Below are 24,948 nucleotides of genomic sequence, written 5' to 3'. Positions count from 1 at the left end.
TGTTATGGAAAGGTTAAAAAGAACAAGGAGGTATGTGTTTAATGGACGAAAAAGATGAAAATAAAAATGAGCTCTCAGTAGACGAAGAAGCAAAAAAGCAGTTTCTAAAAGAACTTAAAAATAAAAATATGGAAGAAAAGAAAAATTTAGAGGAAATTAAAAGGAAAGAAAAACAGGAAAAGGAAGAACAGCTTAAAAAGGCGGAAGAGCAGGAGAAACCAGAGGAGTCCGGTGAGGGAAAAGAAGAAGAACACCTTGAAAATACTAAAATTGACAATATCAAAGAGGAAAGCAATAAAAATGATGTGGTGGATAAAAAAAGCTCTGATGAAAAAACCTCTGATAATAATTCTGATTCTAAAAAGAAAAACAGTTTGGTACCTGGCAGTTTAAAATCTTCTATTATAGACACAGCTGTCACAGCCGCAATTTCATTAGCATGTCTATATTTATTTGATCTTATTTTGAGATTACTGTTTGGATGCTATATAGCAGATATGAAAGGCATGTTCATAATAGTATTTTTAATAGTATTGATCTTATATCCTGTTATAATGAAAAGCTGCAAGCTGAGAAAAACATTAGGTGAAAAATTTTCTGGGACATCAAAAGGAGAAGATTAAAAATTGAAAAAGGGAAATGAGTATGAATTTTACATAAAAAAGCTGCAGTTTCCAGCTACGGGTATAGCAGAAGAGGATGGAATGAAGGTAATGATAAAAAATGCTGTTCCCGGTCAAAAAATAAAAGCACAGATCATAAAAAAAAGAAATAAACATGCAGAAGCCCGAATGCTAGAAATAATTGAAAATGTAAGTTATGCAATAAATCCTGCTTGTCCCCATTTTAATCTCTGCGGTGGATGTAATTTTCAATTTATACCTTATAATATACAAGTTGAACTAAAAAAGCAGCAGGTTCTGGATTTGTTTAAAGAATCCTCTCTTGAAAGTTTTGAATTTATGGGTATAGAAAAAAGTCCCGAGGAATTTCAGTACAGAAACAAAATGGAATTCACCTTTGGAGATGCACAAAAAGGCGGCATTCTGAACTTGGGTATGCATATAAAGGGAAAAGCATTTGGCATTGTAAATGCAGACAACTGTAAAATAGTAGATGAGGATTTTACACTGGTACTGGATAAAATTGTAAATTACTTTAGAAAAAAGGAACTGCCCTATTACAGGGTACGGAGCCACAATGGATATTTAAGAAATTTAGTGCTTAGAAAAGGCAGAAACACAGGAGAAATTCTAATAAATATTGTAACAACTTCTCAGACTAAATTTGATTTTAGCCAGCTTACTGAAATATTAAAAAGCTTAAATTACAGAGGCAGGTTAATGGGTGTACTCCACACTACAAATGACAGTTTATCAGATGTAGTTAAAATTGACTCAATGGAAATATTATATGGAAATGACTATATAACGGAGGAAATTTTAGGCTTTAAGTTTAAGATTTACCCCCAGTCTTTTTTTCAGACCAATTCCAGGGCCACTGAGAAACTGTACAGTATAATTCTGGACTTTCTTCAGGATGGCTCTTCAAAAACAGTTTTTGATTTATACTGCGGGACTGGAACCATAGCACAAATATTATCCCCTCATGTAAAAAAAGTAATAGGTATAGAGCTTATAGAAGAAGCAGTAAAATCCGCTAATGAAAATACAAGATTAAATGGAATAGAAAATTGCAGATTTACAGCCGGAGACGTAGTACATGTAATGGAAACTTTAAAGGATAAACCTGACTTAATAATATTGGATCCACCAAGACCCGGAGTCCATCCCAAAGCATTGAAACAGGTTATAAATTTCAATGCACAGGAAATAATTTATGTATCCTGTAATCCTAAAACACTTGTTAGGGATTTAAATACACTAACTGCCTCGGGATATAGATTGGATAAAGTAAAGCTTATGGATATGTTTCCCCACACCCCCCACGTTGAGACGGTAGTATTGATGTCAAGGGTAAAAGACTGAATATACAGAAAGCCCAGTAAACAAGGGCTCTTCGAGGGTTGAAAGAAAAAATACGCTGTGTGAAAATCGCGAAATTATTGCTTCGCGGGAACAAGTCCAAAGGCATGATTTTAAGCGTGACAGAGCGATTTAGATGTCGGCACTTGGCAAGTGGTCGATTTAGATGTTTTTTGAAAAAGCCGAGGTTGAGTAGTCAGATTAGATGTAAGCGGGTAACATAAACTGCTTTTGCTTGAGAAACCTGAATTTAACGAGGAGAATGTTTTATGTCAAAGGTGGTCAAACGTGGAATCACATTAAGAATAATTTGGTGGATTTATATAATGGTGCTGTTTCTTCTGGTTGTTATAAAATTTCATGGTTCAATTTCAGCAATTATCAGTCGAATTGAAAATAACAGCTTACCTGATTCTATCAATTACAATCTGATTCCTTTTCACAGTATAGGTGCGCAATTGGAGAGCATATCAGAGGGATGGGCACGATATAATTTACTAGGAAATATAGTGCCGTTTATGCCTTTTGGATTTCTACTACCTATGGTGTTTAAGAAAATCAATTCATTTTGGAAAGTTGTCGGTGTTGGGCTTGTTGTAGACCTTTGTATTGAAGTGTTTCAGTATATTACCAAAATAGGTAGCTTTGATGTCGATGATATAATTCTTAATATGACTGGAATTGCTCTTGGATATTTGTTGATAAAACTTACAAGAATTATATTCGTTAGAGAACAATAGATTTCAGCTCTTTAGATTAAGAACAAATTTCAGCTTTTCAGAATATGTCAAGTATTACTTAATAAGGCCAGGGATTTAGCACTTAAATTCCAGTAAAAATTTTGTTTTTACTGGAGTTGTATTATAGACATTAGAACTGTCTCTATGCCCGCAGGGCTGTGGAGAAAACAATGATCTACATGCCATTCTGTTTTTAATTGATGAAATACGTTATTTTCAATGTCCCATATTTTATGCATTATTTTCCACAGCATTTCTGCCGTTGTAAATTTATCTGTTGTTATGATCGATCCTTCTTTAATCATTATTTTATCTCCAGTATGAATTTCTTCCATAAATTTTATAAATCTTACTTTTATATTCTTGTCAGACATTTCAAAATTATCATCTTCCCAAGCCTTAATCTTTGTGTAAATATTTGTGCCTTTTTTTACAATCCAGTTTTTATACGCCTCACGGCACTTAAATAAACCTAATGCGTCTTTTACAATGTGAAGACTTTCATCTTTTACTCTAACTACAGCATTCATCCCTATGGAGAGTACTTCATTTATCCATGTAGATTTACAATACAAAGCATCAGCTATAATGATATCCGCAAAGTGATGATATTCTTCATACAGCTTTTTAATTAAACATCTGCCAGCAGTAATTTCTCCTTCATCTTTACCTGAGCTGTCTTTTTTGGGCTCAAGCATTTCCTGATCTAAAACAGTATGTGGATCAGAACCAACCATTGCACAAACTACTGATCTGTGAAAATAATGCAGTATACCATTTTTATCAACCCTTGTAAGGGCAGTTGTCACAACATTTTTTAACACTGTCAAATAGTTCTACACCATCTATGGCGGCCACCTTCAAACCGTCAATAGTACCATTTCTAAATGCCTTATTTTTTATAGTGGATTTTATTATATGCTCGTTAATATCTTTTAAGCCATAAAGATCAAAGTTATTCAAACAGCGCCTAATGGCATCAATACCCGGTATTTTATTTTTTTTAGGCAGAACTTTTTTAAATTTATTCTTTTCAATCCAGTGCTTCAATCTATTAAAACTTCTTATTTGAAGCATGAATCTAAATAATACTACAAAAGTAATTATTGAAATTTTTACTGGAGATTTTGCTCTTTTATTTTTCAAGGTATTGATTTTTTTACCTACATCATATACCCTGTTAATATAAGTGAGTAACTGTTTCAAATAACTTTTGCTCATTTTATCAGCATCCTTTTTTGAAAAATTTCTAGCAAAACTATTATAAAAAGGATGCTTTTGTTATGCAAATTTTTTCTATATAATTTCCAGTAAAAATCGGAATTTATTAATTTTATTCTAAATACTTATAAACTTTGTAATCCAGAGGACTACCGTCCCAAAAAATTTTTAAGTGCTAAACTTCTGTAATAAGGCATGATAGATTATTCTACAACGTTTAGATAAACAAAAATTTACTGAGGTAGGTATATGAACAACATTTATGATAATAAAAAATTCTTTGATGAGTATGCAAAAATGTCATGTAGTCAACAATGCTTATCCGGAGCGGGTGAATGGCATCAGTTCAAGGCCTTGTTTCCTGATTTAAGTGGTAAGAACGTACTCGACCTTGGGTGCGGTTATGGCTGGCACTGCAAATGTGCTGTGGAATGTGGTGCAAAGCAGGTGCTGGGCACCGACTTAAGTGAGAAAATGATACATGAAGCAAAAGAAAAAAACGCCGATCCTAAAATTACCTATCAGGTTTGCGGATTGGAGGAATATGATTACTCCGCCAATTCATACGATTGCGTGATTTCCAATCTGGTGCTTCACTACATTGCAGACATTGATATAATATTTAGAAAAGTATATCTGACGTTAAAGGCAGATGGCATTTTTCTTCTTAACATCGAACACCCTGTCTTTACGGCGGGTGTGAACCAGGACTGGATTTATAATGCAAACGGCAAGCCTCAGTATTGGCCTGTGGATGATTACTTTTATCCCGGAGAGCGAGCTACCCATTTTCTTGGACAGGATGTCACCAAACAACATCATACATTAACGCAAATTCCAATGGGGCTTATAAAAGCCGGATTCCAGCTAAACACTGTTGAGGAAACAATGCCAAGCGCCCATATGATAGACATTCCGGGTATGTCAGATGAAATGCGCCGCCCAATGATGTTAATTGCATCGGCTAACGAAAAAGAGAAAAGATAAAATTGAAACACCTATAAAGTAAAAATGGAGGCAATTTATGTTTAAAGAAAAAATTATTATAGAGATGAAAGAGGTATTCAAGGAAATTCCCTTCGGCATAGATCATACTCTCAAAGTTTTGCAAAACGCAGAAGATATTATGAAAGGTGAAAATATCGGAGATCAAGAAAAAGAACTAATCAGTATTGTTGCTATACTACATGATATTGGTGCGGTTGAAGCACAAAAAAAGTACGGTTCTATTGATGGTGGCTATCAAGAAAAAGAAGGGCCAGCAGTAGCCAGAGAAATATTACAAAAGGTAGGCTATGGAAAAAATATCGATCGAATATGCTTTATAATAGGCAATCATCATACTCCATCTAAAATTGATGGACTTGATTTTCAAATACAATGGGAAGCTGATTTGCTTGAAAACTTAACGGTTATGGATAAAGAAAAAGAACAGAAAAAGATAAAAAAATGCATCAATGATAATTTTAAAACAGCTACTGGAAAAAAGATAGCCTATGAACGTTTTACTTTATATTAAAAGTAATTAAAAGTAGATATGCATTGAACTATGACGAGTATGGCCTACAGGAGCAAATTAGTAAAAGGGTTGACTATGAGACGTTCTTTGCAGAAGCACCACAAATTAACCCAAATGCCCACAAAATCACAGGGGTAATTTGCGGCGTTGGGGTCGAGGAAATCGAAGATCCGCTCATGCAGAAAATCAGATGGTTTGACAAACTGGTGGACGAATTGGCAAAAGGCAAGCCAATGGAGAGGATTTTGAGAAGTTGAATATTGCTCTACTCATAAAAAGAAAGCGAGACACCTTACGTTTTAATTCCGTAGAGTGCCTCGTTTGTTTTTAACCTTATTCGTTTACATCAAATGATTACACATACTATTTATGTTGCTATTTTGGTTTTTTCAAAAAAACCCTATAGACAATCACGCTATTGTGTGTTACTATATAGCTGTAGTAAGTAATACTAAATATAAGTTATACGGAATAGCAAGGAGGTGTTACATTGGAGAACCTTACGGAAATGCTCAAAGGTGTGCTTGAGGGCTGTGTCCTTGAAATTATAAGCCGCCAAGAAACCTACGGCTACGAAATCACGCGGCGGCTGAACGCTCTCGGCTTCACAGACGTAGTAGATGGAACGGTCTATACCATCTTAGTGAGACTTGAGAAAAATAAGCTCGTGGACATAGAAAAAAAACCTTCCGATATGGGACCGCCGCGTAAGTTTTATACGCTTAACGATGCAGGGCGAGAAGAACTGCGGCGATTCTGGGAAAAGTGGGAGTTCATATCATCAAAAATTAATGAGTTAAAGGAGAGAAGGTAATGAATTTTTGGGATAAAATCACAGGAAACGATATGACTAAAGAATTAAAAGCTTTTAATGTGCGGGCCAAAAAGCTGCCGGCTGATTATCAAAAAGCTTGGGAAAAAATAAGTTTAAATCTTTGGCCTCACTCAGATTTCACCGGACGTAACCTTATGCCGATACTTGACGGTGTGCTTGGTCTGCTCGAAGTGGCGGCAGCGGATGGTCAGAGTGTCCAAGAAGTTTTAGGTGACGATATCAAAGGCTTCTGTTCAGCGCTGGCCGGCATCGATGGGGCAAATTCATATCGCGACAAATGGCGCGATCAGCTTAACAATAATATCGCTAAAAAGTTAGGTAAATAGGAGGATAAAATGAAAATACAAGATATAATCGAGAATAAAAAAGAGTGGCGGGCGCACATGGCGCGTGTCAAAGCGCTGCCACAGGATTATCAGATTGTTTATAAAGAGATTCAAAAATATCTCTTTAAGGTTGGCCCTGTTGAGCTAACCGAAGGGACGGGTCTGCTCTCGGGGATAGTCGATCTTTTTGAGGAGGGTGCGAACTCGGGGAAAGGCGTGCTGGAAGTGACGGGCAGTAACGTAGCGGCTTTCTGCGATGATCTAATCAAAGATTCAAAAACGTACACTGACATCTATCAAGAATCTGTTGACCAAGAAGTTTACAAGGCCATAAAAAAGGTTACGGATAAAACAAAGTAAAGGGGGGGATATTGGGATGAAAAACGCAATTGAAGTGAAAGGCCTGCGAAAGTCTTTTAAGGATACAGAAGTCCTAAAGGGCGTCGATTTTGAAGTGAAGCGAGGTGAGATTTTCGCCCTGCTCGGCTCTAACGGCGCGGGCAAGACTACGACGGTCAACATCCTTTCGACACTTCTGAAATCTGACGGAGGGACCGCGAGCGTCTGCGGCTTTGACGTTTCACGTCAGCCGGGAAAGGTGCGCGAAAATATCAGTCTGACCGGGCAATTCGCCGCTGTGGACGAGATGTTGACCGGGCGGGAAAACATTTTATTGATCGCAAAGCTAAGGAGTGTTCCCAAACCAGTTCACCTTGCCGACGGTCTGCTCAAGCGCTTTGGACTTACTGAGGCGGCAAACAAACGGGCGGGTACGTATTCCGGGGGTATGAAGCGCAGGCTGGATATAGCGATGAGCCTTGTGGGAGCGCCTGCCGTCATCTTTCTTGATGAGCCGACAACCGGACTTGACCCGGAGGGGCGGCTTGAGGTCTGGAAAACCGTTAAGGAACTTGCTGGTAGCGGTGTGACGATTCTGCTCACAATACAGTATCTGGATGAAGCTGAACAGCTTGCCGACAAAATCGCCATCTTGAACAAGGGCAAAATTATTGCTAACGGAACGCTTGAAGAACTCAAAAAGCTGTTCCCGCCCGCCAAAAAAGAATATATCGAAAAACAGCCGACACTGGAGGAGATTTTCCTCGCGATCATCGGTAAAGGAGGTCAAACAAAATGAAAAACAATACAGGCGTACTGACCGGGCGCTTAATGAAGCATATATTGCGCAGCCCGGACACGATTATCACGGTAAACATCTTTTTTTCTTACCGTAAATAAAGGCCTCCTATGATTTTTATTTTATCATAGAAAGCCATATGTTTTTTAATTTACAGACCTTTTTACAGCATGATTTTCCCTAAACAAGCTCAGAAATCAACCCTTTAGGTATCATAATAGGAAAATCATTTATTATAAACAGATTTTCTTACATATACATAGCACCCTTTATTATTTTTCCATCTATACCCTCCACTATTGATTCATCTGGAATAATCCCTGTTCCCTGTCAGGTACCCAATCTCTATTCTTACTCTGGATTTTGCTTCTTCACTTAGTATTTACCAACTAAACAATTTTACTATTAAGTATTGAACAAATTATTTAGTCTTAGTTTGTAATTTATGATACCCCATTTCAGCCCTAGCTTCTCTTAAGGTTTTTCCACCTTTAACAGTATCTACTATGCGACCTTCAGTTTTCTCTATGAATTTTGCAATTTCTAATGTTTCCTCTGCAACTGATGCTGGGACACAAACAGCTCCATTTTCATCTGCAACAATTAAATCACCAGGATATACCTTGACTCCTGAAATCCCAACGGGAATGTTTACAGCATCTACTTCAACACGATCTTTACCTGTCATCATATAAATTCCTTTCGTAAAAATAGGATATTTAACATCACGTATTATTTTTACATCACGGCAAACACCATCAATAACCGTTCCTGCAACTTCCTTCTGCTCTGCAACCTGTGACATTATATCTCCCCAAACGGTACAATATTCTCTGCCGCTGTTATCAATTACTACCACATCTCCTGCTGGAACATCATCCAAAAAATCTCCAACTGTACCTTTAACTGTCCCACATGGTATATAGTGCACCGTAAATGCCTGTCCACATAATCTGGTACCATCCACTACAGCCTTAATTCCAAGCAGCCCTCCTGCAATACCCTGCTTATCAAGTGCATCAGTTATAGAGGATGTATCCAGTTTTTTATATTCCTCAATTATTTCCTTTTGTAATCTTTTAATTTCCATCTTATATTCTCCTTACTTCTTTATATAATTTTTACCATAAAAATCAATCTTTATGTCCACCAATTGTTAATAATTCTAAATTCTTAACTCTATTATTTACAAATTCTCTTTATAAAGTCTCTACTATATTTGCATAAACTATTGAAATGATCTCTGAATAAACTATTTTAATACTCATAAATAGCATTTCAATATTGATTACTTACTCCATTTTTTATCGAATCCCATAAGCTCTGCTGTTGTTTTGCCTTGAGCTAAGAGAACTTTCAATTCATCTTCTTTTGTTTTCTTTGCTTGAGACTTTTCCAAAACTTTTTTAGCTTTTTCCTGTGGTATAATAACTATTCCGTCAGCATCTCCCACTATAATATCGCCAGGTTTTACAATCCGCCCACCGCATTCAATTACTGAATTTATCTCTCCACAAGTTTCCTTTAGGGTTCCATTCGGATTTACGCCTCTTGAAAAAACAGGAAAGTTCATTTCTATTATATCCTTTTTGTCTCTACATGCTCCGTCAATAACAACTCCTTTAATACCATGAGCTTTACAGGAAGTAGCAAAAAGTTCACCAAATACACCTGCTCCAGTATAACCTTTACAGTCAATAACCAAAACTGAACCTGGTTTAGCTTCCGTAATTGCTTTGTGTATAGTAAGATTGTCACCAGGTACACAAGTTACTGTCATAGCATAACCCGTAAGTTCAAATTTATAGTGAAGAGGTTTGATTTCTGCATCCATACTCCCTTCTCTATTGTTTGAATCACATATATTACCAGTTGGTATTTCTTTAAATAAACTAGCTATATCCATTTATAATACAATCTCCTTTCAAAATATCATATTTTGCTTTTTAGTAAATCTGTTTATAGTTGTTTTTATAGTTCTAAAATATTATTTATCTAGTATATAATGGTTTATCGGTATTAATCATAAGATATCCTACAATACCTAACAAAGTGATGCCAGCATTAACTAATAACACAGAATTCCAACCCCAAAATTTAGCAACAACCGGAGCCACAGTAGGTACAATACTAGCAGCTATAAATCCCCACATATTCATCCATCCACCTACCGTCGACGTATACTTCTGACCAATATCAGTAGCAATAGACCACGCAAGAGTTTGAGAAAATCCTGCCGTACCAAGTGCTAAGCTAATCCACAAAATATTACCAACAGCTGTAATTGCTGTACGACTTAATAATAAAGCGATTCCAGAAATAGCAAGAGTTATAGCACAAATTAAATTTCTTGATTTATAGCGAGAAAAGCCCCGCTTTAATAAATCATCACTAATTAAACCTGCAACAAAAACAGATATTGTAATTGCAATCCATGGAATACTGGTATAAAACCCCATTGATTTAAATGTGAGATTCCTTGTTGCTTGCAAATAGTAAGGTAGCCAAAACATAAAAAACTGAACAACCCATAAAGTTGCAAAATAACCAACTGCTATCATCCAAAATGAACGTTGCTTTAGGAATACTGCCCATTGGGATTTAGGTTTTTCTTTTTCTTTAGATTTATTGTCAAAATTATTTCTCTGAATATAACTCAGCTCTAATTTTCCAACCAGAGGATGCTCTTCGGGACGATTACGCAAAAAATTATAAGCAAAAATTGCACTTAAAATGCCAATAATTCCAATAACATAAAATGGCGATCTCCACCCAAATAAACTTACAATAGCAACAATAATCGGAGGCCCTACAATATTAGCAAAAAATGATCCTCCATTCATCAAAGAATTAGCACGTCCTCTTTCATTTTTAGGAAACCAATTTGCAAAGAAGTTATTTCCAGCGGGAAATAATGGAGCTTCTCCAATGCCAAAGAAAAAGCGAACAAATATTAGTGATAAAAACGACCATACAGAACCAGTTGCCACTGTGAATATGGACCAAAATACCAGCGAAATAGTTAACATAGTCCGGGAACCTTTTTTTTCAACAAGCATAGCTCCTGGAATTTGAAAAATAAAATATCCTATAGAAAAAGCAGTAGTTGCTAAACCAAACTGAATAGGTGAAATTTTAAATATATTCATAATAGGCGCTGCTGATACAGAAAATGCGGATCTATCTAAATATGCGACAAAACATAACCACATAACTAAACTTCCACCAAACCATCTTATATTAGTTTTTTTCGTAAATTGATTTGGATCTTCAATTTGTGATGATTTATTCACGATAAACTCCCCCTGTTTTAATTGTAAGTTTTCATAATAGTCAATTCATGAGGTCTTTTTGTTATGCTCAAAAATAGCTATATACTCATAATTTTCTTTTAAGTTAATATCCTACAGCAGATAGCGCTACGGATATCCTTCAGTTGTAATCTTTATTGCCTGGTATATCATATCAATGCTCACTAAATTATTCTCATTTACAATTATCGTATTTTTTTTGTAATTTTAATTATTGTCGTCAATTTGTCGACATCTAAGTTTATTATTTAATCTCACAAATAAGATTAAATATGCTATATAATAAACTTCTTCTTTGATAAAGAATTTTAGTTCAGTACTCGAAATTGCATACAAATCAAAACATTCCAATATACCAAATATCTTATAATATAGTTACATACACAAACCTTGTTTTTATTGCATAAATAATTGAAATACTCCTCAGGCAACCATAGCTACAAATCATTTATTCGTTTAACTGTTTACTTCAAGACACTAAAAACCATTATTATACCCCCTTTTTTTATACTCATTTTTATAATTTGCTTTGAAAACTTAATTGTCGACAATCTGTCTACAATAGAAATCCTATCATTACTTAAGTGAATTGTCAATAGTATCTTAATTAGAGTTTACCCAAAACAAATTATTTTAGAAATACCTAGGGCTGTAATTCTAATGCTTCAGGCATAAATAATTATTGAGGGGTCTTAGTTTTTAAAACTGGTTTAATAAAATTATTAATTCCAGTAAGTGTCTTTTTTAATATTGCATAAATACCGTCAGCTATTGCATAATAATCAAATTCAGGTATTTTATAAATTCGATTGGAAAGCTTTTGTATTAATATACTCAGTATACTTTCTCCCCTTTTTTTTGGAAATCATGGCAATAAAACCTACAATTAAGGATAATACTAAATTCATAGTTCTTATAGAATTTAAACTTCTTACCCTTATATTTTCAAAATCAAACTGCTGCTTCTTAAATCTGAAGTACTCTTCTATCCTCCATCTTTTGAGATAGACCTGGATTATAGTGAGCGTTAATCTCTTATCATCGGGTTTAATACTGCTTATAAGCATCATAGGAACTTTTCCAAAACCTCTTATTACTACAAGAGTAAGTGATTTATAAGGAATGTCCGGCAGGGCAATAGGTATAAAACTAAACTTACATTTCTTTGCTTTGCCAGCCTTGTTCCTTACTATAGTTGAAAATCTTCCATGATATTTATTGGCAAGTTTTAATATATTAATAGATTTGCCGTTATGGATGACATTTCTGTTACATTTAGCCCTTATAACAAACGGCTCGTTACTATTTATGAAATATCTATAAAATTTTTTATCATCAAAACCCCTGTCGAGGGCCCTAATGCCTTTACTGCCGAAATGTTTCCTTAAAGCTGTCTGATAACTTATCCATAAAGTTTATTTTTTTCATCTTTAATACTATGCTGTCTATAAGATTTGGAAAGCTAACATCAGCAGCATCAATGCTGCTGCATTTTATATTTTCTAGAACTTTCTTTTTATTATTTTTACTGAGCTGTAACATTATAAATATCCTCCGAATTATTAATATATTTATAATTTTACTTTTAAACTTAATATTTTACCATAGTATACTCTAATTTTTTATATTACGAATTGAAGATAGAGCACAGGGCAAATGCATGAGTAAATAAACTGTAAAGATGGCTTGGGTTATGGATTTAAAACTTCCATTAAGTTAATCATTATAGTATGATAATCATATAAACTTATATGAGGTATGGTGCTATGATAAAAAATAAAATGATAGATTATTTTGGAATTATAACAGATCAGAGACAGAAAACAAAAATTAGACATAAGCTAATAGATATATTATTTATATCTGTAGTTTCCACATTAATAATAAAATATTATTTTTCATGCGTTTGCCCTGAGATAGAGCATGTTTTTTCTTGACAATCTTTATTTAATTATATACCATAATATATATGCTTTATCGACAGCTCGCATACAAAATAGTATTATACTAAAACATATGGAGGATTTACATGAACAGAAAGAAACAAGCATATGAATATTTAAAAAATGAAATCATTACAAATAGATTTCGCCCTGAGACACCAATCATAGAAATGGAGATCGCATCAAAATTAAAGATGAGCCGCTCTCCAATTAGAGAGGCTATGCGTGAACTTGAGATGGAAGGATTAATTGTTAGTTATCCAGGGCATGGTTCCTTTGTTGCTTCCATTTCACCCTATGATGTTGAAGAGATTTACGAACTTCGTATATTATTAGAAAGCTGGGCTTTAAAGCGCAGCATCTCCCGTATCACATCGGAAGAACTTGACAATTTGGAGCATAATTTCAAAACTGCTTTCCGTGAAGGTGACTGGGAGGCTTTACACCAAGCTGACCGAGCTCTTCATAATCTTATTATTAATAAATCTCTCAGCAAACGTTTAATCGCTTTTATGAATATTTTAAATTCACAGATAGAGCGTATTCGCTACATTAGTGCTAAAAATAAAAATCGTGCTGAACTCTCTTATCATGAACATCTAAAAATTATTCATTACCTTCGTCAGCACGATTTTGATAAGTGTAAGATGACTTTAAAAACACATCTTAAATCTGTTGTGCAGTCTGCTATGGAAGTTGCGAGAATTAGCAAAATAGAAACAAAGTAGCAATTTTCTGTGACAGAACCCCGGCGCTTCTCCTTGATGTCTTCCCATTTATTTTGGACTTCAAGATAAATTGCTTCTGTAACTTTTCCAGAATGCTTATAACTTTTTTAATACATCAAAAGCATCATTTGTATCATGAAATTCAAGTTTTAATCGTGCAATCTCCTTCTGTTCATCACTGGAGTAATTACCTAAACTGCAAACCTGAATACCATTTTTGCTCTTAGAATTTCTAATCCACTTTGACAGGTACTTTCACCTATATCAGGGTTTTGAGCACAACCTCTTACTCCAAGTTCTTTATGATCCATATAATATTTTACAGCACCTTCTTTAAACTGTTTGTCATATTGTCTTCTTCATATTCTGAAAAATACATAGTTCCAAAAAAAGTTCTATAACTGCTGCTTTTTTAACCCAGCTTTCATATACTTTAACCACTTTAAGTTCCTGCTTATGATTTTTACCCTGTATTTTTAGGTACACTCTATGTGGAAACGGTTGCTAAACTGGTTAAAAAACAATAATTTATAGTATTTTTATCTTAAATCATCCCATAATGTATTGTATAATGTAATTATCTTATATAATAGCGGAGGAATAATCAAGATGGAAGTAATATTGGATTTCGATTTTAAATTAAATAAGGCTCAGGTACTGCATACTATAAAATCCTATGGTGAAATGCTGACAGATAAAGAAATGGAAGGCTTATACAACAAGCTTCTTCCCATAGTATATGAAACAACGGAGCCAGTAGGTATATTCAATATAGAAAAGAGAGAGGAAAACTTTAACTTTGAAATTATAAAAAATTGTAATTACATAGTATACTGTATTATAACCATTGGAGATGCCTGCAGCCAAAAAATAAATGAATTTTTTTCTTATGGCAATATAAAAGAAGGTATGGTAATGGATGCAATGCTCACTTCCTATCTATTTGAAGCAAGCTCTCAACTTTTCAGCCATATTTACAATAAGTCCAAAGAATTAAAATTAGGATTAAGCTGCAGAATATCACCTGGGGATGGAGAAATACCACTTCAATATCAAAAATACATACTTGATAAATTAGATGCTGAAAATTTTTTAAATTTAACTGTCACAGACAGCTATATGCTTTCTTCAACCCACTCCATGGCATATATATATGGAGCTGATAAGACTTTGCCCCTAAGCAAAAAAGACCATGATTGTTCCACATGTCCCAACAGGGATCTCTGCAATATGAAAAATTTTTAATTTAAACAATAATATAGCTGTTTCAGTTTCTTTTTATGTTTTGTTTTTTATTGCGCCTATTTCTACTTCTCTTATATACGAAATCCGAAGTAATTGCCAAAAGCAAAAATGCAGACAGCAGTATTTCCAATTTATTGCCTAATTGTGGATAGAAATATGTAATTAATTCAATGGCTAATATTACTGCTCCCACTGTAATAAGAAAATTTATTTTAAAATTAACATATTTCTTATCCACACCTTCTGCATCCAGCATGAATTTTTTACGTACTGACTTGCTGTATTTCATTCCCAGTCCTTGAATAATACCCATAAATCCTAAAAAAGTCAGCAGACCTGTCATTGTTGAATCCATATAATATACCTCCATATTTAAATATTTTCTCAGGATAAAGACACTTATTAAAAATTATATCACCATAACATGTAAATTTCAAAATTTGCATGATGATTTTGCACTTAGTTTCTAACTTTGTTTAAAGAATAAAATATGTTATCATCTATATATGTTAAAATATTTATAGAATTTCAGGAGGAAGTGTAATTAAATGGATTTGAATAAAATAAAGGGCAATACTTATTATATAGATGGTCCCACTAATTGTGGAATTTTTATCTTTAAAAATAAAAATTGCTTAATTGTGGATACAGGTATAAATAACAGTGAGGCTAAAAAAATGGACAATTTACTCACAGAAAATAACCTTCATCCCAAGTTTATAATAAATACCCACAGTCATCTGGATCACTGCGGAGGAAATTTGTACTTTAAAAAAAATTATCCGGGCTGCCTGGTTTATACCTCTAAAAATGAAAAACTATTTATGGAGAATCAAGAGTTTTTCTCATCTATGCTTTCATCCTCCTATCCTTCAAGGGCATTTGATAGAAGTAACAAACCTATAGATGTAGACTTTATTTTAGATTATGGAATAAATAAATTAAATGAAGAAAAATTTATCATTATTCCGTTACCCGGCCATTCTATAGAGCATATAGGCATAGTGACACCTGAAAAGGTATGTTTTCTGGGAGATTCCATATTCAGCAGTGACATACTTGATAAATATTCTTTCCCGTATTTATATAATATAGAAGACAGCTTATTGTCATTAAATAAAATAAAGGATATAGATGCAGACTATTTTTTAATAGGACATTCAAAAAAATTACTTGATAAAAAGGAAATAACGGCTTTAGCGGATAAAAATATTTCCAATATAAATGACTACAAAAATGAAATTCTGGATCTCTTGGAGCAGCCTTTAACCCGGGAAGACATATTGGAGAATATAACTATATTAAATAACTTATCCTTAAATTTTTATGAATATCATCTAAACTTTAGTGGAGTATCTGCTTTTATATCCTATTTATACAACAATAAACTTATAGATTATTCTGTGGAAGACGGTAAATTATATTATTTCAATTCAAAATAATGAATTTTAAAAAAGGAAGGCAGGGGACATGTCCCTACCCTTCCTTTTTATTCAAAGAACCATTTGATTTATTTTCCATCCGTTGGAGAAGCAGCCTTGTCTTCATTATTCATTACGCTGTGACTTCTACTATAACAGAAATAAATTACAAGCCCTATACATAACCACAACAGAAATACCATTTTGGTCAAGTGAGGAAGATTCCATATTAAATAAGCACAGAATATTATAGATACTATCGGTACAAAAGGCACCCATGGACATTTAAATGGCCTGTGATATCCTGGTTGTCTCTTTCTAAGAACTATAACGGACGCAGATACTATGATGAAGGCAAACAGAGTTCCTATATTTGTAAGAGTGGCCAGTTCTCCCAGAGGAATAAATCCTGACAGCAACATTACTATGATTGCAACAAGAGCAGTACTCTTTACGGGTGTACCATATTTAGGATGTACTGATGAAAAAACTTGAGGAAGCAGTCCATCTCTTGATAATGAGAATAATATACGGGTTGAACCATAGCTCATAACCAGGAGCACTGAAGTAAGTCCGCATACAGCACCGACAGAAACCAAAGCGGATCCCCAGGAAATTCCTATCTGCTGAAGCGCAAATGCCACTGGAGCTGCAGTATCTTTATAGACATAATAAGGCAATATCCCTGTCAGCACTGCTGAAACTATAATGTATAAAACAGTACAGACCAACAGAGAACCTATTATGCCTATAGGTAAATCCTTTTGTGGATTTTTAACTTCTTCAGCTGCTGTGGAAACAGCATCGAAGCCTATATAGGCAAAAAATATAACTGCTGCGCCCTTAAATACACCACCAACACCATATGGGAAAAACGGATGATAATTAACTGGTTTTATATGTCCTACTCCCAAAATTATAAACAAAGCTACCACGCCTATTTTTATTAAAACAAGTATGTCGTTTAGTTTGGCACTTTCACTAACCCCTCTAAAAAGGAAAAGCATTATTACAAATAAAATCAGCACTGAGGGCAGGTTTATCATCCCCCCATTTAAACCTGGAGGATTGATTAAAGCCGCCGGCAATTTGATTCCCCCTGATTCCAAAAGTGCCACTATATACCCGGACCATCCAACAGCAACGGCTGAAACCGCTACCATATATTCCATCAATAAATCCCAGCCTATCATCCAGGCCCAGATTTCGCCCAGGCCCACATAACCAAAGGTATAGGCACTACCTGCAACAGGAATCATTGCAGCCAGCTCAGAATAACACAATGCAGCAAAAGAACAGGTAATTCCCGAAAATACAAAAGATAATATTAGTGCTGGTCCTGAATAATTTGCTGCCGCTACTCCTGTCAATACAAATATTCCCGTCCCCACTATAGCACCTATTCCAAGCATCATGAGTTCAAAAGGTCCTAATACTTTTTTTAGTGCCTTTTTTCCCTTCGTTTCAGCTAGTAGTGAGTCAAGTGATCTTGTCCTAAATACGGAATTACTAGTAGCCATATTTACACTCCCTTCAAAAAAATAATATTAATTAAATTTAAAACTAGTGTAATTATAGCATAATATTATTTACTCGAATTAATATAAAGAATATTCAGAATATTTTCTAAAAAATATGTTTTCAGTCTTAACCTTTGTAAATTCAATAACCGCAGGTATTTTAGCAGTTTATTTTCTTCCAAAAAATATGATTATATTATTTTTGTGTATATTTTTTTATTATTTTATCAATATATAAAAAATTCATAGAATATATTCTTTAAATTATTCGCAATTATAAATAATATAAATATTCAGAACTATGAATATAGCCTGGCATTACTGCAATAGCAAATAAGGATATATTGCTGGTAATATACTATTCTTCTGTTTATACACTGCAATATATCCCTATGTTAGAATAAACTATTCACTATTTTATTTCCATTCTGACTTATTACTCCATAGTCATATACGGATATCAGCTTTCCATCATATTTTGTAATTTTTCCTGTAGTCAGTTCCTTTATTTCACCTGCTTCTGGATTATCCACATATATCTTTCTGTCTCGTGTAATATATATGCTGCTCTTATTAACATATTGAGCAAGAGTATATGTCTTCCAATTGCTTCTGTCTACTTTAAGATTTGTCACAAATATTTTATTAACTTTATTATCTTCACCATTTCCTATATAGATATTATTATTTTCATCCGTATTTAAAAGATAGTGCATTGCGTTTTCTCCAGTTGCTATTATTCCACCCCTTCCAGTTCTGATTCTGTTGGATGTCCTGTCTTCATATATGAGTTCATCCCCATTTGTACCATTTACAGCTCCTATATTTCCAAGCCTGCATCTTACAAAATTCACCAGATTCATTCTTATCATTACATCAATTCTGTATATTCTGCTGTTTGTGTCCCTATTTCCAGAACTGGTTACATAAAATACATTACTTGCTCCCGAAAAAGCTATATGTTTAACCTCATAAGAATCATCCGGAAGTAATATGGAAAGCTCCTGATTTTTGTCCAAATTTTTCAACGGATAAATCTCATCGCGTTTTGCATCATATGATTCAAATTTCAAATTGCTGGAATCTCCTCCTGCAGTTGTCTTTTCTGCTATAAGCAGCGTATCCGTATCTAAATTCCATGTATAATAGGACAAATCATTCTCAAGATTAACCTCCTTTACATCATTTTTGATGGTGTCAACCACCTGCAGCGCCTGACCATCATAATAGGATATGTAATTTCCGCTGCTGGCTACTTTAACCTGCTCTGCATCTTCTGGTATCTTCACTTTTATTTTATGCTGGGTCTGCGTTGAAGAAGTATCAACCTTTTTTATGCTAAAATTTGTATTTCCTGAAAAATAAAATTTGTCCATAAGGAAAAGGCCTGCCAATTCTATAACTACAGGTATCAGGCTCCACATAATTATTCTCTTGAAGTTTTTCATTATACACTCTCCTCTAAGGTTTTACATATATAACTGTAGCTACAGTTCTCTCCCCGTTCCAATCACTTGGATTGTTTATAACTTCTCCATTTAAATACATGGTGCTGGATGACCCTCCGTCTAAATTGCTTGCATTGATTACTCCCTGCTGCAAAAGTATATTTTGGATATCCTTCAAAGAAGCCCCCAGTTTCAGTCCCTTTCTTCCATCTACCACAACCATGATTATGGTGCCGTCTGCTTTTTGCCCTATGGCTGTTCTTGGATTTAATCCCTCATTTTGTACTGCCACAGTTTTTCCATTTATTATTAGTGAATTTCTAAAGGAAATTGCCTCCACCACATCTTGGGAGAATAATTCATTTAGTGTATGATCCCCTACTATAAGTCTTCCATTTGAAGTAAAAGCTGTAACATTTATCTTTTCATTGGGGTTTACATCACTGTATATAAGCTTTCCGCCTGATATTACAATTCCCTCAGGATAAGCCCCTGTTCCTACCCAAAGCTTCCCACTGCTGGTTTTATCCGAAAATCCTCCTCCATTTATAGCAGCTACTGCTCCATTCCGTTTTGCTATTTCACTGGTTCTCTCTCCCACTTCACGCAGTTTGCTGGTGTATCCTATGCGTATCCTTTTGGGATCATCTATTTCCAGAATATATCCGTTGAATTTTGAAGTGTCTATGTCATATCTCTTTATGCTCTTGTCACCCGCATGAGCTATATTTACTCCATTGGGATTTTCAGCTTCTGCACTGGTAGTCTGACCATCTTTTCCTTCCTGAAGTATTTCATTTATCTTGTCTTTTGACAAAAATAAAGTGGCTATATACTGGTGGGTAAAAGTTGCCATAGCCGTTGCCACCACTCCATTTCTCACATTTTTAAACGGTCCGTAAAATATAAGCACAGGGGCAGTAACCGTAATCACTATAAGCTCATAAATTATAAATATGAAAAACAATTTAAAAGAAAATTTCTTTTTCCTCTTTCTAGTTCTTCTCGTATTACCCATATTAAAATAACCTCCATATAGTAAACAACTATTTTATATTTTACTATTATCTTAAAATTATTTCCAGTAAAAAAGAGTTATGTAACAATAATTTAAAAAACTGATCTGTTTTTCATTTAAACAAGATCAGCTTTTATTAAGATAAATTTAAATATGAATTATTTCCCTATATCTTTTCTAAAGTACATTCCCTCAAAACTTATTTTTTTCAAATTTTCATAGGCACATTCAACTGCAGCCTTTAAATTATCAGCAATTCCATAAGCCGATAAAACTCTTCCTCCGGATGTTTTAAAAATTCCATTTTCTTTTTTAACACCTGCCGTAAAAATATTGCTTTCACTATCTATACCCTTTATTTCAAATCCACTGTCATATTTTGCAGGATACCCTTTAGAAGCAGCTACAACACAGCAGCATGCACCTTTTTTCCATTCCAGATTAAAATCCAGAAGCTTTCCGCAAAGAGCAGCCTGAATCAAATCTATAAAATTGCTTTTCATAAGAGGAAGCACAGCCTGAGTTTCAGGATCTCCCATTCTCACATTATACTCCAAAAGGTAAACTCCCTTTTTAGTTATCATAATTCCAAAGAAAATTATACCTGTATAATCCAGTTTTTCCTGCTGTATTCCCCTTAAAGTGGGATTCATTATATTTTCTTTAAAATCTTTTAGAACCTCTTCACTGCAGTATGGATTCGGAGCTATGGCTCCCATTCCTCCAGTATTTGGTCCTATACCGCCATCATAAATCTGTTTATGATCCTTTGAGGATATAAAAGGAATAATGGTATTTCCATCTGTTATAGTCAGTATTGAAGCTTCTACCCCCTGTAGGAACTCTTCAATAATAACATTTTTGCCAGCCCCCCTGAATATATCCTTTATCATAAAATCTTCCAGTGCCAATTTAGCTTCACTGTAATTCTGACATATGGATACCCCTTTTCCAGCTGCCAGCCCATCGGCCTTTACCACTACAGGATAACTGCAATCTTCAATATATTTCAAAGCTTTATCAACATTGTCAAAAATCTCATATTCTGCTGTTTTAATACCATATTTCTTCATAAAGTTTTTCGAGTAAATCTTGCTTCCCTCCAGCATGGAAGCTTTTAATGAGGGGCCAAATATGCTAAGACCCTTACTTTTAAATTTATCCACGATACCATCTGTAAGTGGTATCTCGGGACCCACTACAGTTAAATCTACATTTTTTTTCAATGCAAAATCCATAAGGTCATCTATTTTTGTTATATTCACATTGCTGCACTTGCGTTCCAATTCTATTCCGTCATTTCCCGGAGCACAAAATATTTTATCCACATTGGGACTTTGAGCCAACTTCCAGCAAATAGCATGTTCTCTTCCACCTGATCCTATCACCAATACCTTCAACTCATAATTACCCCTTTTCTATTTCAAATTAATGTTTAAAATGTCTTATTCCTGTAAACACCATGGAAATTCCATTTTTATTACATTCCTCTATGGAATCATTATCCCTTATAGATCCGCCTGGCTGGATTATAGCTTTTATCCCATATTTTACAGCTTCCGCTACCACATCATTAAAAGGGAAGAAAGCATCGGATGCAAGCACAGCACCATCCTTTGCCCTGTCCAGTGCCTGACAGGCAGGCCATATCCTGTTTACCTGTCCTCCCCCAATTCCCTTTGCCATAAGATCCTTAACCACCACAATGGCATTTGACTTTACATATTTGCAAACCTTCATTCCAAAGATCAAATTATCAATTTCCTCTTTTGAAGGTGCCTTTTCCGTTACAACTTTCATTTCATCCACAAGTTTTGCATCAGATGATTGAACAAGTATTCCTCCGTCTAATTTTGCTATTTCATATCCATTTGTAGGTTTTGCCTCACATTTTATTATTCTTAAATTCTTCTTTTTCTTTAATATTTCAACTGCAGTTTCATCAAAATCCGGTGCTATGACTATTTCCACAAAAATTTTCACTATTTCTTCAGCAGTTACTGCATCCAATTTTCTATTCAGTGCTATAATTCCTCCAAAAATGGAAGTTGGATCACATTCATATGCCTTTACATAAGCCTCATGAAGATCCTCCCCAATTGCCACACCACAAGGAGTATTATGCTTCACTGCCACACAACATATACCATCAAATTCATTTACTGCCTTCCATGCCATATCCATATCTCTCATATTATTATATGAAAGCTTTTTGCCGTTAAATTGTTCAAAATCCTTCATAGGAGCTTTTCCTACAGTTTCAGTGTAATAAGCTGCACTTTGATGAGGATTCTCCCCATATCTTAAATTCTCCATTTTTTTATAAGACAAGCTCAAATATTCCGGATATTCCTCTTCCAGCAGGAAATTACTTATAGCTCCGTCATAAGCAGACATCAAATTGAACACCTTTCCTGCCAATTTTTTTCTAAACTCATATTTTACATTCCCTGAAGATTTTATTTCTTCAATTATTCCGGAATAATCATTTACATCAGTAACTACTATCACATCTTTAAAGTTTTTGGCTGCAGCCCTTATCATAGTTGGTCCGCCAATATCTATAAACTCTATCTTATCCTCAAAACTTATATTGTCACATACTTTATCGAAAAAAGGATATAAATTTACAACCACCATATCTATGGGAAGTATACCCTTGTCCTTTATGGTATCCATATGTTTCTTATTGTCTCTCTTGGCAAGTATGCCTGCATGTATAACCGGATGAAGTGTTTTAACCCTGCCGTCCAATATTTCATCGAATCCTGTAACCTCTGACACTTCTGTAACCTTTATGTTGTTTTCAGTTAGATATTTGTAAGTTCCCCCTGTAGATATTATTTCAACTTTCCTATTTGTTAAAAACTGTGCTAGTTCCAATAAACCTTCTTTGTTATAAACACTTATAAGTGCACGTTTTATCATAATTTGCGCCTCCAATTATTTTATCTGCAAATTTTAACTCTTCCACTTTTTACTATAACTTTATTTTCAGAAATAAGTTTGATAACTTCAGGAAGTGCTTTGTGTTCCTCTTCCAGTATTCTCTCTTGAAGTTTCTCTGCTGTGTCCTCAAAATAAACAGGCACTGCTTTTTGGAAAATTATAGGTCCGCTGTCTGTACCCGTATCCACAAAATGCACAGTGCATCCGGATACTTTAACACCCTTTTTCACTGCATTTTCATGCACTTTGATACCATACATTCCATTCCCGCAAAATGCAGGTATCAGAGAAGGGTGTATATTTATTATTTTATTTTCAAATTTCGAAATCAACTCCCCTTTAAGTATGGAAAGCCATCCTGCACATACTATCAAATCCACTTTTCCATACAGCAGTCTCAATATTTCATCTGATATTTTATCTTTGTAAATTTTTCTATCAACCACATGATATTTAACCTTATGCATTTTAGCTCTTTCAAGAGCGTATATGTCCGGACGATCTGTTATTAAGAACTCTATAATACAATTTTTCAGATATCCTTTTTCAACTCCATCTATTATGGATTGAAAATCCGTTCCGCCGCCGGAAGCCAAAACCGCTATTTTAAACATACTTCCTTTTCCCCTCTTTTTACATTTCCTATTATGTATGCTTTTTCACCCATTTTATCAAGTTGGGAAATTATGCTTTCAGAGTCTTTAGGATCCACACAGAGCACAAAGCCTATCCCCATATTATAGGTATTGTACATCTGCTCTTCATCTACTCCCAAATCCATTATATATTTAAATATATCCGGCACTTCATAGCTTTTCTTATCAATTACTGCAGTAAAATTATCTTTAAACATTCTGGGTACATTTTCAAAGAAGCCTCCGCCGGTTATATGAGCCATGGCTTTAACATTAAATTTTCTCAAAAGCTCCAGAACAGGTTTTACATATATTTTGGTAGGAGTTAAAAGTACTTTCCCAATAGTGCTTTTACCAAAGCCATCATCAAAGTCTTTTATAAGACTTCTTACAAGAGAGTATCCGTTGCTGTGAACTCCACTTGAAGCTATTCCTATAAGCTCATCCCCTTCTTTTACCGTACTCCCGTCTATTATATCGTCTTTTTCCACAATTCCCACGGAGAAGCCCGCCATATCATAGTCACCTTTAGCGTAAAATCCGGGCATTTCAGCTGTTTCACCGCCAATCAAGGCACATCCTGCCTGAATACATCCTTCCGCTACCCCTTTCACCAGATCAGAGGCAACCTTTGCCTGCAGATTAGAACAAGCTAAATAATCTAAAAAGAAAAGCGGCTTTGCCCCATGGCATAAAATATCATTTACACACATGGCAACGCAGTCTATTCCCACTGTATCATATATATTCATTTCAAAAGCTATCTTTAACTTTGTTCCAACTCCGTCAGTACCGGAAACAAGCACTGGGTTTTTGTATTTTCCCATTTCAAACATACCTGCAAAGCTCCCAAGTCCATTCAAGACACCTGGAATAAAAGTCTTTGCTGAATATTCCTTCATAAGCTTTACAGATTTATAACCTTCTTCGATATTAACACCAGCATCCTTATACGTTACCATGCTA

General features: G+C 34.6%; 27 protein-coding genes and 1 pseudogene. 13 read left to right on the top strand and 15 right to left on the bottom strand.

The annotated features are described in order from the left end of the window. The first annotated feature begins 41 nt into the window (after positions 1-41). From ACYUJ6_RS04975 to ACYUJ6_RS04965, 3 genes are all read left to right on the top strand, one after another. Entirely contained in the window at positions 42-623 is a 582-nt protein-coding gene (locus tag ACYUJ6_RS04975) for an RDD family protein (protein ID WP_461844739.1), read from the top strand. Positions 624-626: 3 nt separating this feature from the next. Beyond that, positions 627-1,988: a 23S rRNA (uracil(1939)-C(5))-methyltransferase RlmD gene (rlmD, locus tag ACYUJ6_RS04970; protein WP_461844738.1), complete on the top strand. Its 1,362-nt coding sequence runs from the start codon at positions 627-629 to the stop codon at positions 1,986-1,988. A 266-nt stretch (positions 1,989-2,254) separates the two neighbouring features. Then, positions 2,255-2,725, top strand: coding sequence for a VanZ family protein (locus tag ACYUJ6_RS04965; RefSeq protein ID WP_461844737.1), 471 nt, complete (start codon positions 2,255-2,257; stop codon positions 2,723-2,725). A gap of 107 nt (positions 2,726-2,832) precedes the next feature. Here the strand turns inward: ACYUJ6_RS04965 and ACYUJ6_RS04960 are convergent, their stop codons facing one another. Both ACYUJ6_RS04960 and ACYUJ6_RS04955 read right to left on the bottom strand, forming a co-directional pair. Then, entirely contained in the window at positions 2,833-3,549 is a 717-nt protein-coding gene (locus tag ACYUJ6_RS04960) for a transposase (RefSeq protein WP_461845446.1), read from the bottom strand. Further along, positions 3,509-3,946 (bottom strand): hypothetical protein, encoded by a 438-nt coding sequence (locus ACYUJ6_RS04955; RefSeq protein WP_461844736.1) that lies wholly within the window; start codon positions 3,944-3,946, stop codon positions 3,509-3,511. Before ACYUJ6_RS04955 ends, ACYUJ6_RS04960 begins: the two co-directional genes overlap by 41 nt. A gap of 249 nt (positions 3,947-4,195) precedes the next feature. On the opposite strand from ACYUJ6_RS04955, the gene ACYUJ6_RS04950 reads away from it, so the two are divergent. From ACYUJ6_RS04950 to ACYUJ6_RS04920, 7 genes and pseudogenes are all read left to right on the top strand, one after another. Further along, positions 4,196-4,933, top strand: coding sequence for a class I SAM-dependent methyltransferase (locus ACYUJ6_RS04950; protein ID WP_461844735.1), 738 nt, complete (start codon positions 4,196-4,198; stop codon positions 4,931-4,933). 37 nt (positions 4,934-4,970) lie between these two features. Then, positions 4,971-5,465, top strand: a complete 495-nt coding sequence (locus ACYUJ6_RS04945; protein WP_461844734.1) for an HD domain-containing protein — start codon at positions 4,971-4,973, stop codon at positions 5,463-5,465. Between the two features lie 29 nt (positions 5,466-5,494). After that, positions 5,495-5,722, top strand: a pseudogene (locus tag ACYUJ6_RS04940) (DUF2200 family protein); the annotation flags it as partial. 251 nt (positions 5,723-5,973) lie between these two features. Continuing rightward, a complete protein-coding gene (locus ACYUJ6_RS04935) occupies positions 5,974-6,279 on the top strand; it encodes a PadR family transcriptional regulator (protein ID WP_461845445.1) in 306 nt (101 codons plus the stop codon). After that, positions 6,279-6,626 carry a DUF1048 domain-containing protein gene (locus tag ACYUJ6_RS04930; protein WP_461844733.1) on the top strand — a complete coding sequence of 116 codons (348 nt, stop codon included), beginning with the start codon at positions 6,279-6,281 and terminating at the stop codon, positions 6,624-6,626. The genes ACYUJ6_RS04935 and ACYUJ6_RS04930 overlap by 1 nt, the downstream gene beginning before the upstream one ends. A 9-nt stretch (positions 6,627-6,635) precedes the next feature. Then, positions 6,636-6,986 (top strand): DUF1048 domain-containing protein, encoded by a 351-nt coding sequence (locus tag ACYUJ6_RS04925; protein ID WP_461844732.1) that lies wholly within the window; start codon positions 6,636-6,638, stop codon positions 6,984-6,986. A gap of 16 nt (positions 6,987-7,002) precedes the next feature. Then, entirely contained in the window at positions 7,003-7,764 is a 762-nt protein-coding gene (locus ACYUJ6_RS04920) for an ABC transporter ATP-binding protein (protein ID WP_461844731.1), read from the top strand. A 421-nt stretch (positions 7,765-8,185) separates the two neighbouring features. Here ACYUJ6_RS04920 and ACYUJ6_RS04915 read toward each other — a convergent pair whose 3' ends face one another. The 5 genes from ACYUJ6_RS04915 to ACYUJ6_RS04895 all read right to left on the bottom strand — a co-directional run bounded on the left by ACYUJ6_RS04915 (position 8,186) and on the right by ACYUJ6_RS04895 (position 12,617). Next, positions 8,186-8,854, bottom strand: coding sequence for an RraA family protein (locus ACYUJ6_RS04915; protein ID WP_461844730.1), 669 nt, complete (start codon positions 8,852-8,854; stop codon positions 8,186-8,188). 198 nt (positions 8,855-9,052) lie between these two features. After that, positions 9,053-9,670 carry a 4-carboxy-4-hydroxy-2-oxoadipate aldolase/oxaloacetate decarboxylase gene (locus tag ACYUJ6_RS04910; protein WP_461844729.1) on the bottom strand — a complete coding sequence of 206 codons (618 nt, stop codon included), beginning with the start codon at positions 9,668-9,670 and terminating at the stop codon, positions 9,053-9,055. Between the two features lie 85 nt (positions 9,671-9,755). Continuing rightward, positions 9,756-11,057, bottom strand: a complete 1,302-nt coding sequence (locus ACYUJ6_RS04905) for an MFS transporter (RefSeq protein ID WP_461844728.1) — start codon at positions 11,055-11,057, stop codon at positions 9,756-9,758. Between the two features lie 815 nt (positions 11,058-11,872). Continuing rightward, complete coding sequence (locus ACYUJ6_RS04900) at positions 11,873-12,436, bottom strand: transposase (RefSeq protein WP_461845444.1); 564 nt, start codon at positions 12,434-12,436, stop codon at positions 11,873-11,875. Positions 12,437-12,440: 4 nt separating this feature from the next. After that, positions 12,441-12,617: a hypothetical protein gene (locus tag ACYUJ6_RS04895; protein WP_461844727.1), complete on the bottom strand. Its 177-nt coding sequence runs from the start codon at positions 12,615-12,617 to the stop codon at positions 12,441-12,443. Between the two features lie 487 nt (positions 12,618-13,104). Between ACYUJ6_RS04895 and ACYUJ6_RS04890 the strand changes: the two genes are divergently transcribed. Beyond that, complete coding sequence (locus tag ACYUJ6_RS04890) at positions 13,105-13,746, top strand: GntR family transcriptional regulator (RefSeq protein WP_461844726.1); 642 nt, start codon at positions 13,105-13,107, stop codon at positions 13,744-13,746. A 609-nt stretch (positions 13,747-14,355) separates the two neighbouring features. After that, positions 14,356-14,991: a 5-methyltetrahydrofolate--homocysteine methyltransferase gene (locus tag ACYUJ6_RS04885; protein ID WP_461844725.1), complete on the top strand. Its 636-nt coding sequence runs from the start codon at positions 14,356-14,358 to the stop codon at positions 14,989-14,991. 22 nt (positions 14,992-15,013) lie between these two features. Here ACYUJ6_RS04885 and ACYUJ6_RS04880 read toward each other — a convergent pair whose 3' ends face one another. Next, positions 15,014-15,346, bottom strand: coding sequence for a hypothetical protein (locus ACYUJ6_RS04880; protein WP_461844724.1), 333 nt, complete (start codon positions 15,344-15,346; stop codon positions 15,014-15,016). Positions 15,347-15,539: 193 nt separating this feature from the next. Here ACYUJ6_RS04880 and ACYUJ6_RS04875 point away from each other — a divergent pair, with 193 nt between their 5' ends. Continuing rightward, a complete protein-coding gene (locus ACYUJ6_RS04875; RefSeq protein WP_461844723.1) occupies positions 15,540-16,433 on the top strand; it encodes an MBL fold metallo-hydrolase in 894 nt (297 codons plus the stop codon). A gap of 68 nt (positions 16,434-16,501) precedes the next feature. Here the strand turns inward: ACYUJ6_RS04875 and ACYUJ6_RS04870 are convergent, their stop codons facing one another. From ACYUJ6_RS04870 to purM, 7 genes are all read right to left on the bottom strand, one after another. Further along, positions 16,502-17,932, bottom strand: coding sequence for an amino acid permease (locus tag ACYUJ6_RS04870; protein WP_461844722.1), 1,431 nt, complete (start codon positions 17,930-17,932; stop codon positions 16,502-16,504). Between the two features lie 395 nt (positions 17,933-18,327). Continuing rightward, positions 18,328-19,380 (bottom strand): hypothetical protein, encoded by a 1,053-nt coding sequence (locus ACYUJ6_RS04865; protein WP_461844721.1) that lies wholly within the window; start codon positions 19,378-19,380, stop codon positions 18,328-18,330. Between the two features lie 13 nt (positions 19,381-19,393). After that, positions 19,394-20,398: a phosphodiester glycosidase family protein gene (locus ACYUJ6_RS04860; RefSeq protein ID WP_461844720.1), complete on the bottom strand. Its 1,005-nt coding sequence runs from the start codon at positions 20,396-20,398 to the stop codon at positions 19,394-19,396. 158 nt (positions 20,399-20,556) lie between these two features. Beyond that, positions 20,557-21,798 (bottom strand): phosphoribosylamine--glycine ligase, encoded by a 1,242-nt coding sequence (gene purD / locus ACYUJ6_RS04855; RefSeq protein WP_461844719.1) that lies wholly within the window; start codon positions 21,796-21,798, stop codon positions 20,557-20,559. A 28-nt stretch (positions 21,799-21,826) separates the two neighbouring features. Then, on the bottom strand, positions 21,827-23,326 hold the full coding sequence (purH, locus tag ACYUJ6_RS04850) for a bifunctional phosphoribosylaminoimidazolecarboxamide formyltransferase/IMP cyclohydrolase (protein WP_461844718.1): 1,500 nt from the start codon (positions 23,324-23,326) through the stop codon (positions 21,827-21,829). A 20-nt stretch (positions 23,327-23,346) separates the two neighbouring features. Continuing rightward, positions 23,347-23,961 (bottom strand): phosphoribosylglycinamide formyltransferase, encoded by a 615-nt coding sequence (gene purN, locus ACYUJ6_RS04845; protein ID WP_461844717.1) that lies wholly within the window; start codon positions 23,959-23,961, stop codon positions 23,347-23,349. Then, positions 23,949-24,944 carry a phosphoribosylformylglycinamidine cyclo-ligase gene (purM, locus tag ACYUJ6_RS04840; RefSeq protein ID WP_461844716.1) on the bottom strand — a complete coding sequence of 332 codons (996 nt, stop codon included), beginning with the start codon at positions 24,942-24,944 and terminating at the stop codon, positions 23,949-23,951. The genes purN and purM overlap by 13 nt, the downstream gene beginning before the upstream one ends. Positions 24,945-24,948: the final 4 nt, after the last annotated feature.

The sequence above is a fragment of the Clostridium sp. JNZ X4-2 genome (assembly GCF_054889485.1).
The sequence above is the reverse complement of the archived record's forward strand: the minus strand, read 5'-3'. Positions and strand labels throughout refer to the sequence as shown.